The organism is uncultured Amphritea sp. (assembly GCF_937127095.1).
In the GTDB taxonomy this organism is placed as follows: Bacteria; Pseudomonadota; Gammaproteobacteria; order Pseudomonadales; family Balneatricaceae; genus Amphritea.
The window spans coordinates 89,768-101,605 of the sequence record NZ_CAKZLP010000060.1 but is presented as its reverse complement, the minus strand read 5'-3'; the positions used below and the strand labels follow the sequence as shown (position 1 = coordinate 101,605).

Below are 11,838 nucleotides of genomic sequence, written 5' to 3'. Positions count from 1 at the left end.
TTGTGTTCAGAGGGTACTTATACCTGCACGCCTCTGTGTTCGCTGTGGTGCTCTCTATCTTACTGCTGAGGGCACCGGGAACAGGTCAGCTGTGATTGAGCATATCCGGCTGGCCGCTTTTCAGTTCGCGCAGGTTCTCAATCAGCATCTGTTTGTATTGCGTGGTAAGAAAATCGATAGCGGTATTGATATCACCTTTATCATCCTGAGACATCAGGTGAAACGCATTAAAACGCGCCGCTGCATGCATAATCGACGCACTGAGCATCGGCTGAGCCCACTCGTTGCCGAGATCGTTGGCAAGGTTGATAAATTCATCGGACACTTCAAAAAAGTCTGATTCAAGCATGATCTTCTCTCCGATAATAAGCGGCAGTCCGGTATGACAACCGCGTTGGAACAGGGTTGCCCCTGACCTCAATACTGAATGGTATGGGTTTCCCCGTCAGCGATGATGACCGCCTGAATCAGGCTCTGGTCATCATCGTTATAGCGGTAGTGGTGGTGTAATTCGATCTCGTTGTAGACCACTTTAGCGATCTCGGTCACCCGGCCCTGATCATCAACCTTCGAGGCAAAAAAAGTGTTACGGTTTTCGATCTCTGACGGTTCTATCGGGCCGACCAGCTTCAGCGGCAGTTTGATGCCACTGTAACTGAGATAAAAATGGTTAAATTGCTGAAGATCTGCCATCGGTTATTAACCCCGTTGAATCAACACTTCATCAATCAGGCCATAGGCTTTGGCAGCATCCGCGGTCATAAAGTTATCGCGGTCGGTGTCCCGGGTGATGGTCTCCATCGACTGCCCACTATGCTTGGCCAGCAAACTGTTGAGCTTGTGGCGAATGTTGAGAATCTCTTTGGTGTGAATCTCAATGTCAGATGCTTGCCCCTGATACCCTCCCAATGGCTGATGGATCATCACCCGGGCGTTGGGCAGGGCGAAGCGTTTGCCCTGGGTACCACCGGCCAGCAGAAACGCGCCCATACTGGCGGCCTGGCCCATACACATAGTGCTGACATCCGGTTTAATAAACTGCATGGTGTCATAAATAGACATCCCAGCGGTGACGGAGCCACCCGGTGAGTTGATGTAGAGGTGGATATCTTTACTCGGGTTTTCCGCTTCCAGAAATAGCAGCTGGGCAACAACCAGGTTGGCCATGTGGTCTTCGACCGGGCCGATGAGAAAAATGACCCGCTCCTTTAACAATCTCGAATAGATATCGTAGGCTCGCTCGCCCTTGGCGGATTGTTCCACCACCATCGGGACAAGTGCATTGAGTATGTCAGTTCCGGAACCGTTGGGATTGATCATCGCAATACCTCAAATGAACACGCCAGCCAGCGCAACAGGCTGTCTGCCGGAAAAAAAAGCGTAGCCCTGAGAGCTACGCGTAAAAGGCGTACGGCAGGGAATACCGTAACTAATAGGAAAACGTATTAAAAAATCAGACCGGCACTCAGAGCGGCAGATCAAAGTCAGGCGCAATCTGCGCTAACCAGGCATTCAGGCGCTCTTCCGTCAGGTTTGACTGGTTATCAAGATCCAGTGCCAGACCGACAAACTTACCATCTTCACCGACCGCTTCAGAGTGTGCGAACTCATAGCCATCGGTTGGCCATGAACCCACAACTTTAGCGCCACGCTCGGTGACAAAATCGTAAAGCTCGCCCATGGCATCAAGAAACTCGTCCGGATAACCTACCTGATCGCCCAGACCAAAGATGGCGACGGTTTTTCCGTTCAGATCAACATCATCAATCTCAGGCAGAAACTCTTCCCAGCTTTCATTTTCACAGTCTGCAGACAGGCCAGGCAACAGTCCTTCGCCCAGTGTTGGAGAGCCGATAATCAGATACTCGTAGTCTGCAAAAGCAGAGGGTTCTGCACGGTTAACGTTTAACGGGCTGGCCATCACCTCATCGTCAAACTTCTTTTTGATCATTTTGGCTACTTTACGGGTCTTACCGGTGTCGGTGCCAAAAAACAAACCAATACGTGACATATCAATCTCCTTTTGCACTAAAGTGCGTAAAAAACTGGACTGCAGTGCGCAAATAAACAATGCGAATTAAACGTGCGTACAGGCAATATTGCAGTTAACGTACCATGATTTTTATAAAAATAAGTGATTGATAAATATGAGTAAAAATTATTTACGTATGACTATCCCCGGCGTTTGTTAGAAAGCCTACATTGATAGTATTTGATCGATTCTGGCTGTTGTGGGGTTTGCTACAAGGAGGGAAAGATTAGCCGTTAGACGTGGCTGCGCCACTTGCTAGTGGTTAGAAAAAGCGAAAAGCCCGGTAGTGATACTGAGCTTTCTGGTATTTCATGCATTCTTAAAGGTAACAACCCGGCAGCCTTTTTGCTGTTACGAACGACGAGCGACGAGCCACGGCTTTTATCTAGCAAGCGATGCAGTCGCGTCTAACGACTAGCAGGAAACGAAGTTTCCGTTCTAACTACTCTAGACGTGGCTGCGCCACGGGCTAGGGGTTAGAAAAAGCGGTTCACCACAGTACCCAGAGGGCATGCTAAGGACACCGAGAACACAGAGGGAGAGATTAGTGCCAGGACTGTAATTGTGCAGCTTTGCAACATGTAAGATCTGAGCGCTCTTTATCCGCTTTTTCTAGCAAGCGACGCAGTCGCGTCTAACCACTAGCAGGAAACGAAGTTTCCGTTCTAACTACTCTCTCGCTTTGTGCGAGCCTAAAGCCAAAACCTCATCAATATCTTCAGCTGAATGACGTTCGCGCCGTTGTTCCCATGCCTCCCCCGAGGACTTGTTAACGATGCGGCCACGTTTGACGCCTTCGCGTTGTTCCAGCATCTGTGCCCAGCGCAGCACGTGGGTATAGCTTTCAACCTGCAGAAACTCTGCGGCATCATACAATCGACCCAGAACCAGATTGCCATACCAAGGCCAGATGGCGATATCCGCGATGCTGTATTGATCGCCTGCCACATAGGGATGTTTTGCCAGCTGTTTATCTAACACGTCCAGCTGGCGCTTAGTTTCCATGGCATAGCGATTGATGGGGTATTCCTGTTTTTTATCAGCATAGGCGTAGAAATGGCCAAAGCCGCCACCGAGAAAGGGAGCGGAACCCTGGGCCCAGAACAACCAGTTGAATACCGCTGTCCGGCTGGGGCCGCTTTGTGGCAGGAACTGACCAAACTTCTCAGCTAAATGAACCAGAATCGATGCCGATTCGAAGACATTCACATCCTCTTCCCCCGATCTGTCGACCAGTGCGGGAATTTTTGAGTTTGGGTTAACGCCGACAAAGCCGGAAGAGAACTGTTCCGACTTACCTATATTAATCAGATAAGCATCGTATTCAGCCTCTTTTATGCCAAGCAACAGTAGCTCTTCGAGCATAATGGTAACTTTCTGACCATTGGGGGTGCCCAGCGAATACAGCTGGAAAGGGTGATCACCCACTGGCAGATCCTGTTGGTAACGTGCCCCTGACACTGGACTGTTGATGTTCGCCCATTCGTTGCCACCGGCAGTATCATCTACCCAGACTGCAGGGGGGATGTATTGTTCACTCATAGGACCTCCTTGATCGTGACGTTATTGCTGTTGTTGGTGCTGTAAGTGATGTCTGAGTGTGCTTTATCTTAATGAGGAAAACAAATAATACTCTGGATGAAGGATATCTATATTATCAGACAGTGAGGACGCTGTATAAATGGTTAAACCGAGGTAGTCAGCGGCGAAGCTACAACTGGAGTGGGTTCGCACAGCTGTTAAGATTGTTTAATGTACGTGCACTAACCGTGAGGAAGGTGGAGTACAATTAGGGCTTAGTTTTACACGGGCAAAGATCTTATTGAAGAGCCGGATGCGGTAATTCCGCACGTCCGGATCTGTGTGGGGTCGCCTCGGTAACGGGGTGCTCTACCACGACTGAGTGCGTCACCTACATGCCATATAAGAAGGGGGATTGATGACTGATTACTTGGGTTCTTGTCTGTGTGGCACTACGATATTTGAAGTGCAAGGGGAGTTCGACAGCTTTTACATGTGTCACTGTCAGTTTTGCCAGAAAGATACCGGGTCTGCTCATGCGGCTAATTTATTTTCGAAGTCAGCTAAGTTGACCTGGTTGGCGGGGTCAGATTCTGTGACTACCTTCACGCTTCCCGGCACTCGCCATAAGAAAAGTTTTTGTAAGTTCTGCGGTTCGGCATTGCCAGGCATTCATGAGGTAGGTCTGCTCGTCATTCCCGCCGGGTGTTTGGATACGGAAGTCTCTATGTCACCAACAGCTCACATCTTTACATCCAGGAAAGCTGCTTGGGAAAAAGGTTTAGGTGAGCTGCAAGAATTCGAGGGACTGCCAGAGTGAGCAGCTATCACATAACAGACTGTGGCAGTTCGCGCCTATCGGCGCCGGACTCGCTACGTTCGTCGCAGCGCAAAGGCATTATGTGCCTATTTACTCACATTTATTTTCGCTGAGGAATTAACATGAATAATAAGGTTATTGGTATTGTACTTATCATCATCGGTGCTGCCTTAACAGTATGGGGTTACAACATTTATGACTCAGCCAGCTCTCAAATCGGCAGGGCATTAAGTGGTGATACTCCACTTGAGGCTTGGGCGGGAATGGTGGGTGGAGCCATTTGCATCGCTGTTGGCGTGTTAAAAGTTAAATAAACTCAAGCATTGAGTTTATTTAAATGAGGTGGGAAGGGAGACAAATTAAATCTCTCCAGATTCTTTTCTCTGAGTCCTCTGTGCTCTCTGTGGTAAAAACGCCCTGGTGGCTTAATCATCGTCGTCAGGAACGCGGATGATTTTGCGATAGATCCCAATCCGGTCGCCCTCATCCAGCGAGGTAATGTGGATGAAGCTCTGCATTGGTGATGCTCCAGTGAAAAGGTTATGCCGGAGGCCTGGAGTATTTAAGGTTTGCGGAGTATGGTCAGCGAGGTATGCATTCCCACGCGGGGGCGTGGGAACGAGTAATTCTTTTCTCTGTGTCCTCTGTGCCCTTATATGGACTCCCTCTACGTTGTCAACGAGATAGTGTTTAAAACTTGGTCAGATGCGGACTTATATACGGGCTCTGATTTGAGTAGCTAACTCTGGCCCTTTGATGTCTTCGCACCTTCATGACTTTTTCTCTGTGGCGGCATCGTACTACCTTGGCACAAAACAGTCTCTTGAAGGTTGGTCTTACCGGTTTAACTTACGCTCTTGGTGACGAACTCGTGAATAAGGTTATACATTTCAATCGTGTTAATTCATTATGCCGCTAACATCACTGGCTGATACTCGGTACCGTTTTTCAGCATGGCATAGGCGGTGCGAATATTCTTGTTGACCAGGGCGATGGCGGCCACTTTCTTTCCCCGCCTGGCTATTAATTGTTTCAGCCATTGCTCTTTGACGGTACGGGCTTCTCGTTTATCCAGGTACCGTATGACCGCCATGGACCCTTCATACAGAGTGCTGCGCAACATTTTATGCCCCGATATTTTCGATATTGAGCCAATCGTCTCTTTCCCGCCACTACTGTGTTGAACAGGGGTGGCGCCAATACAGGCCGACGCGTCACGGCTATTTCTGAAGTGCTCAGTATTGCTCAGGGTGATTTTTAAGCCAATGGAATTAATCGGCCCTATCCCTTCGAGTGCTTGTAGACGTTGACAGTCTTCATCGCCATTAATCTGGCGGAGCATGTGTTGTTCAACTTTTGCTATACGCTCGAGCAATGCCTTAAGGTGCTCCCACTGCTCGTGAAGCACTGCTCTGAAGTCACCCAGCAACTGATTTTCTGCGTCTTCCAGTATCTCTGGCACGGCTCTTATCAAAGCCGCATCCCCTTTGGCTATCGGATTATCGAATTCCAACAACAGGTCGCGCAACTGTTTGGCACACGCCGTTTTCTGCTTCACCAGTAAATCCCGAATACGCACAATGCCCTGCTGACATTGGTCTTCTACTGTCAGCAGCCGACAGGCCTTGACCTGGGGTTGTAGGGCGGCGATGGCTATCGCCTCGGCATCGTTCTTGTCAGTTTTTTGTCCCTGTAAGAACGGCTTAACCTTCCTGGCCGACATGACTTTTACCTGATGACCCTCTTGCTTGGCATAACGTGCCCAGTGATGGGCGCCCCCACAGGACTCCATCGCGACTAACGATTTACGCTCTGTGACTAACAGCTTCTTGAGCTGACTTCGGCTTACCATCTTGTTGTAAATTACCGTGCCGTCTGGCGCTACTTTACAAACCTGAAATTTATTCTTTGCTAAATCAATTGCGATAACGTTAAGCTTGGCCATGTATGGGCTCCCGTTGGTAGAAGTTTACTCACTTATTACGTATATCCCCCCTTGGGGGAGGGAGTCCATACATCTCTGTGGTAAAAACGCCCTGATCCCTTCAGGAATTAATCATCGTCGTCATCGTCATCATCTTCGTCAAACACGCGGATGATTTTGCGATAGATCTCGATCCGGTCGCCCTCTGCAAGCGGTGCGTTCAGCCGGGTGAGCTTACCGAAGATGCCGATCTTCTGGGTTTTCAGGTTGATCTCCGGGCATTGCTCCAGAATCTGAGATGCTGCAATCGCGGTCTCTACTGTGGCGCTGTCGTCGATCTCAATATTGGACCAGAGCTGTTTGTTTTCACCGGCATAGGCGATCGATACTTTCATACGGATCCCTCCTGCAGAGTGGTGGTCATTGTGTTTCTGCGGGCTTCCAGTTTACGGTCAGTGACCCGCTTGCCTGCCAGAATAAGTCCCAGACAGATAAAGCCGCCAGGAGGGAGGATTAGCAACAGGGTACCGCCGTAATCGGGAAAGATAGTCAGCTCAATAAAGGAGAAGCTTTCTCCCAGCAGTAGTGACGCATCAGCGAACAGGGTGCCACTGCCAAACAGCTCCCGCATCCCTCCGAGCAATACCAGCACCCAGGTAAAGCCGATCCCCATCGCCAGTCCATCGATCATCGATGGGCCGACATTGTTCTTCGAGGCGAAACTTTCTACCCGGCCGAGTATGGCGCAGTTGGTGACGATCAGCGGAATAAACAGGCCCAGCACCTGATACAGTTCGTGCATCCAGGCGTTGAGGAACATATCCACCAGGGTGACCATCGCGGCGATCAGCAGGATAAAGACCGGTATCCGTACCTGTGGTGTAATAATGCCGCGAATCATCGAGACCAGCATATTCGACGCCAGCATGACGGCGAGGGTCGCAACCCCCATACCTAATCCGTTACTGGCGGTGGTGGTGACCGCCATCAGCGGGCAGAGCGCCAGCATCTGCCCGAGTACCACGTTGTTGTTCCATAGCCCGTCGGCCCAGATCTCTGTATAGGATTGCTGTGTCATTGTGAACCCTCCTTATCGGGATTAACCGGAATACTGAGCTGAGCCTCGATAGTGGCGCGTTGCTGGTTGTAATGTATGAGGCCGGTTTTTACCGCGTTAACCACCGCCCGGGGGGTGATGGTGGCGCCGGTGAACTGATCGAAATCACCGCCATCTTTTTTCACCTGCCACTGGGTCGCCGAGAGGTTTTCCAGCGAATAACCATTGAAGGAGGTGACCCAGTCATTCTTTTTGATCTCAATTTTGTCGCCCAGCCCCGGGGTTTCCGCATGGCTGATGGTGCGTACGCCGGTGATCTCGCCTTTCTCGTTGACCCCCAGCAGCAGCACGATATCGCCGCTATAGCCTTTGCCGACTACTTCCATGGCGAGGCCGGACAGCTGACCGTTGGTCGTTGCCAGATAGGCGACATTGTGACCGGGGAAGGGGCTGTCTTTGAGGGGGTAGCGCAGCTCCAGCGGGTTGTTGTCGTACAGGTCGGCGGGGAGCACCTGATCCAGCATGGCCCGGGTATCCTCCTCCAAGCGTAACTGAATATCGTCCCGGGTACTCTGATCGCCCATGATCAGCAGCAGGCTGATAATGGTTGCCATACCCCCCAGCAGCCCGGCCTGATAGCCGATCCGGTGGGTAAAACTAGGGACTGCAACCGCTCTGGTAGGCTTCATCGTTTACTCCTCTTTATCACTACTCTTTCGCCGCTTTAAGGGGCGTACCCTTGTAGTTGTAGCCGTAGATTCTCGGACGGAAGTAACGATCAATTATCGGTGTCAGCGCATTCATAAACAGCACCGCAAAACCGATCGCTTCCGGGAAGGAACCCCAGGTGCGAATGGTAAAGGTGACCAGGCCGATGCCCGCACCGTAAATCAGCTGGCCTTTGACATTGGACGGGGAGGTGACCGGGTCGGTGGCGATAAAGAAGGCCCCAAACATCAGTGCGCCGGACAACAGATGATAGATCGCCGGAGCATAGCGTTCAGAATCAATACTGTTAAACAGGGTTGCCATCACCGCGACAGTGACGATCAGGGCAACCGGGATATACCACTGAATAATCTTTTTCCAGATGAGGAACACACCCCCTGCCAGCATCAGCAGTGCCGAGGTTTCACCCAGGCTGCCCCGGGTGAAACCGGTGAGCGCATCCTTGAGCGTGAATATCTCTGCCACGGAGACGCTGGAAGGGATTGATGCGGTGAGTGCGGTTTTTACATGGCCCAGTGCGGTGGCGCCGGTGAGGGCGTCGGTCAGTGGTGCCGCGACAAAGGTAATCCGCAGGCCTTCTATAAATCCGGGGGCGGTCGCTGATGTAATCGGATTGACGTTGGCCCAGGTGGTCATCTCCAGGGGGAATGAGATCAGCAACCCGACCCGGGTCAGCATGGCCGGATTGAACAGGTTTTGTCCCAGCCCGCCGTAGAGGTGTTTGCCAATGACAACCGCAAACAGCGTACCGGTAACCGCCAGCCACCAGGGTCCCCAGGGGGGCAGTGTCATGGCGATGATCCAGCCGGTGAGTATGGCGGAGCCATCCAGGGCAAAACTCAGGCGTTTGCCCGCCAGTGATAAACACAGCAGTTCACCGGCTAATGCTGCAGCGATACAGAGCAGCCAGAGGTTTATCGCGGGCCAGCCAAACAGATAAAACCCCAGGAGTGTAGCGGGCAACAGTGCGAAACAGACCAGATACATGGTCCTTTCAACCGAGCTGCGATCATGCGCATGGGGGGATGAAATCATCATAATGCTCACACCTCTTCAACGTTACTGGACGCTTTCTTGCGTGCAGCGGCCTTGGCTGCTTTCTCGGCTTTAGCCGCGGCTTTTTCGGCGGCTTCTTTTTCCTGCCGGGCCATGCGTGCCTCAGACAGTGATTTGGTATATTCCCCTTTCCTTGACTGGATCTGGTTTTCCCGGTGTTTGCCTTTAGCAAACTGGAAGTAGTGCACCAGCGGAATATGGGACGGGCAAACATAGGCACAGGAACCACACAGGATGCAGTCCTTCAGACCAAACTCATTGGCACCGTCATAGTCGTCTGCCCGGGAGTGGCGTGCCATCTCCAGCGGCAGCAGTCCCATGGGGCAGGCCTGGACACAGCTACCGCAACGGATACAGGGGGAAACCGGTGCGGAGTTAATCTCCTCTTCAGTGAGCGCCAGAATCGCGCTGGCCCCTTTGGTGATCGGCACCCCGGTATTGGGCAGAATCTGGCCCATCATCGGTCCACCCATCAGCATCCGGGTGGGTGTCGACAGTAGTCCTCCACACTGTTCTAACAGCCATTGCACCGGGGTACCGATCAGGACTTCGACATTTTGCGGGGTTTCGAGTGCTTGTCCTGAGAGCGTTACCACCCGGGAGATCAGTGGACGGGCCTGATAGATCGCCTGGTGCACCGCAAATGAGGTAGCAACGTTGTGAACCAGCACGCCGATATCAGAACTGCGCCCGCCAGTGGGCACCTCACGACCGGTGATTACCTTGATCAGTTGCTTGGCTGAGCCCATCGGATAGCGGGTGGGGATCACTCTGATTTCAACATTGCTATGCGCCTGAGCGGCGTCCTGCATCGCCTTGATCGCTTCCGGTTTATTGTCTTCAATACCGGCGATAATCTGTTTGGCGTTAATCGCCTTGAGAATCAGCTGAGCACCACTGATAACCTCTGCGGCGCGCTCGCGCATCAGCATATCGTCACAGGTGAGATAGGGCTCGCACTCGCTGCCATTCAGAATCAGGGTGTGGACATTTTGCCGTGATCCGGCTTTCAGTTTCAGTGCCGCTGGGTAGGTCGCACCACCCAGACCGACAATACCGGCCCCATCTACCAGATCGGCAATCGCTTCAGCACTCAGTTGTTGCGGGTCAATGGGGTTCTCAGGAACATAGACAGTATCCAGTCCATCCGGCTCAATATGGATCGCATCGTAACTCAGCAGTGACGGGTGTGGTGCCTGAATCCGGCCGATACCCAGTACTTTTCCAGAGGTCGGGGCATGGATTGACGCCGAGCGGTCACCGGCAGTGGCGCCAATAAGCTCACCTTTAAGGACATGCTGGCCCTCTGTGACAATCGGCTTCGCTGGCAGACCGGCGTGCTGGCTAAGCGGAATCGACAGCAGTGGTGGAATCCCCAGCACCCGGATCGGTTTGTCGGTGCTCTGCTCTTTGCGCTCATCAGCGTGAACACCACCGCGCACTTTAAATTTCATCAACATCGTCTTATACCACAGCAGGTTTAGGCCAGTGCCAGTTATCCAGAGTCTCCTCTTCCTGATGCAGTGCAATACAGTTCTCAGGGCAGGCAGTGACGCATTTACCGCAACCGGTGCAGGCGTCTTTAAAAACATAATGGAGCTGTTTGTTGGCACCGACGATGGCATCGGTCGGACAGACCCTGAAGCAGCGGCAGCAACCGGTGCAGAGTGATTCCTCAACCGAGGCGGTCAGCGGGACAGAGGTGAGATTGCTCAGGTCGGCGCTCACACCCAGCTTGTCCGCCAGACTTTTCGCCAGCACCTGGCCACCCGGAGGGCAGCAGGTGACATCAGCTTCACCATTAACCATCGCTTCAGCCGCACTACCGCAGCCGGTAAAACCGCACTGGCCGCAGTGGGTGCCAGGTAGCATCGACTCAACATCTTTAATGAGCGGGTCTTCTTCCACGGCAAAAATCTTGTCCGCATAACCCAGAATAAATCCCAGCATCAATCCAAGGGAGGTCAGTACAGCGATAGTCAGAAACATAATATTTACCCTTCTAAGCTATGGTTTGAAAACGATCCGTTAACAAGCGGTCCATTAAAAAACGATCAATTTAAAACCTGAACATCGGTAAAACAGGTGTGGTGAACTCAGACAAGTCCGCCAAACCCCATAAAAATCATCGAAAGAATACCGGCGGTGACCAGCGCTACCGGTGTTCCGGCAAAGGTTTTCGGCACTTCTGACAGCGCCAGGCGCTCTCTGAGTCCGGCAAACATAATCAGTACCAGAGAGAAGCCGATTGAGGCGCCGATGCCGTAGGTCATACTCTCGATAAAGGAAAACCCTTCACTGATGTTGATCAGTGCGACCCCGAGTACGGCGCAGTTGGTAGTTATCAGTGGCAGAAATATTCCCAGCGTCCGGTGCAACAAAGGGCTGCTTTTCTTAATCATCATCTCGGTGAACTGAACCACTGCCGCGACTACCAGAATGAAACAGATGATTCGAAGGTATTGCAGATTCAGAGGTTCGAGAATGTAGTGCTCAATTAACCAGCCGGACATACATGAGAGTGTCAGGACGAAGGTTGTTGCCACTCCCATACCGGTTGCGGTACTGAATTTATTGGACACGCCCATCAGCGGACATAGCCCGAGAAACTTCACCAGAACTACGTTGTTCACCAGCACAGTGCCGACCATCAGCGTGATTAATTCCATCTATGCAACCTCAACAAAAAATATGCTGTT

The 11,838-nt window shown here is 51.8% G+C and carries 15 protein-coding genes; 2 read left to right on the top strand and 13 right to left on the bottom strand.

Translation table 11 applies throughout. From position 1 onward, the window contains the following. Positions 1 to 85: 85 nt before the first annotated feature. From Q0499_RS15155 to yghU, 5 genes are all read right to left on the bottom strand, one after another. Positions 86 to 349, bottom strand: coding sequence for a DUF3144 domain-containing protein (locus Q0499_RS15155; protein WP_299200696.1), 264 nt, complete (start codon positions 347 to 349; stop codon positions 86 to 88). 68 nt (positions 350 to 417) lie between these two features. Continuing rightward, positions 418 to 693 (bottom strand): DUF6156 family protein, encoded by a 276-nt coding sequence (locus tag Q0499_RS15150; RefSeq protein WP_299200694.1) that lies wholly within the window; start codon positions 691 to 693, stop codon positions 418 to 420. Between the two features lie 6 nt (positions 694 to 699). Further along, complete coding sequence (clpP, locus tag Q0499_RS15145) at positions 700 to 1,320, bottom strand: ATP-dependent Clp endopeptidase proteolytic subunit ClpP (RefSeq protein ID WP_299200692.1); 621 nt, start codon at positions 1,318 to 1,320, stop codon at positions 700 to 702. A 145-nt stretch (positions 1,321 to 1,465) separates the two neighbouring features. After that, positions 1,466 to 2,011: a flavodoxin gene (locus Q0499_RS15140; RefSeq protein ID WP_299200690.1), complete on the bottom strand. Its 546-nt coding sequence runs from the start codon at positions 2,009 to 2,011 to the stop codon at positions 1,466 to 1,468. A 690-nt stretch (positions 2,012 to 2,701) separates the two neighbouring features. Continuing rightward, the gene (yghU, locus tag Q0499_RS15135; RefSeq protein WP_299200688.1) at positions 2,702 to 3,574 is read right to left on the bottom strand and encodes a glutathione-dependent disulfide-bond oxidoreductase; all 873 of its coding nucleotides are present in this window, start codon (positions 3,572 to 3,574) and stop codon (positions 2,702 to 2,704) included. 397 nt (positions 3,575 to 3,971) lie between these two features. Between yghU and Q0499_RS15130 the strand changes: the two genes are divergently transcribed. Next, the gene (locus Q0499_RS15130) at positions 3,972 to 4,373 is read left to right on the top strand and encodes a GFA family protein (RefSeq protein WP_299200686.1); all 402 of its coding nucleotides are present in this window, start codon (positions 3,972 to 3,974) and stop codon (positions 4,371 to 4,373) included. 122 nt (positions 4,374 to 4,495) lie between these two features. Continuing rightward, positions 4,496 to 4,687 carry a DUF3185 family protein gene (locus Q0499_RS15125; RefSeq protein ID WP_299200684.1) on the top strand — a complete coding sequence of 64 codons (192 nt, stop codon included), beginning with the start codon at positions 4,496 to 4,498 and terminating at the stop codon, positions 4,685 to 4,687. A gap of 593 nt (positions 4,688 to 5,280) precedes the next feature. Here the strand turns inward: Q0499_RS15125 and Q0499_RS15120 are convergent. The 8 genes from Q0499_RS15120 to rsxA all read right to left on the bottom strand — a co-directional run bounded on the left by Q0499_RS15120 (position 5,281) and on the right by rsxA (position 11,808). Beyond that, a complete protein-coding gene (locus Q0499_RS15120; protein WP_299200682.1) occupies positions 5,281 to 6,318 on the bottom strand; it encodes an IS110 family transposase in 1,038 nt (345 codons plus the stop codon). Between the two features lie 107 nt (positions 6,319 to 6,425). Continuing rightward, positions 6,426 to 6,692 (bottom strand): RnfH family protein, encoded by a 267-nt coding sequence (locus tag Q0499_RS15115; RefSeq protein ID WP_299200680.1) that lies wholly within the window; start codon positions 6,690 to 6,692, stop codon positions 6,426 to 6,428. Next, positions 6,689 to 7,375 (bottom strand): electron transport complex subunit E, encoded by a 687-nt coding sequence (locus Q0499_RS15110; protein WP_299200678.1) that lies wholly within the window; start codon positions 7,373 to 7,375, stop codon positions 6,689 to 6,691. Before Q0499_RS15110 ends, Q0499_RS15115 begins: the two co-directional genes overlap by 4 nt. Then, positions 7,372 to 8,043, bottom strand: a complete 672-nt coding sequence (rsxG, locus tag Q0499_RS15105) for an electron transport complex subunit RsxG (protein WP_299200676.1) — start codon at positions 8,041 to 8,043, stop codon at positions 7,372 to 7,374. Before rsxG ends, Q0499_RS15110 begins: the two co-directional genes overlap by 4 nt. Before the next feature lie 19 nt (positions 8,044 to 8,062). Next, the gene (locus Q0499_RS15100; protein ID WP_299200674.1) at positions 8,063 to 9,121 is read right to left on the bottom strand and encodes an RnfABCDGE type electron transport complex subunit D; all 1,059 of its coding nucleotides are present in this window, start codon (positions 9,119 to 9,121) and stop codon (positions 8,063 to 8,065) included. Positions 9,122 to 9,126: 5 nt separating this feature from the next. After that, positions 9,127 to 10,593, bottom strand: a complete 1,467-nt coding sequence (rsxC, locus tag Q0499_RS15095) for an electron transport complex subunit RsxC (RefSeq protein ID WP_299200672.1) — start codon at positions 10,591 to 10,593, stop codon at positions 9,127 to 9,129. A gap of 10 nt (positions 10,594 to 10,603) precedes the next feature. After that, positions 10,604 to 11,128, bottom strand: a complete 525-nt coding sequence (locus Q0499_RS15090) for an RnfABCDGE type electron transport complex subunit B (protein WP_299200670.1) — start codon at positions 11,126 to 11,128, stop codon at positions 10,604 to 10,606. A gap of 107 nt (positions 11,129 to 11,235) precedes the next feature. Beyond that, the gene (gene rsxA / locus Q0499_RS15085) at positions 11,236 to 11,808 is read right to left on the bottom strand and encodes an electron transport complex subunit RsxA (RefSeq protein ID WP_299200668.1); all 573 of its coding nucleotides are present in this window, start codon (positions 11,806 to 11,808) and stop codon (positions 11,236 to 11,238) included. Positions 11,809 to 11,838: the final 30 nt, after the last annotated feature.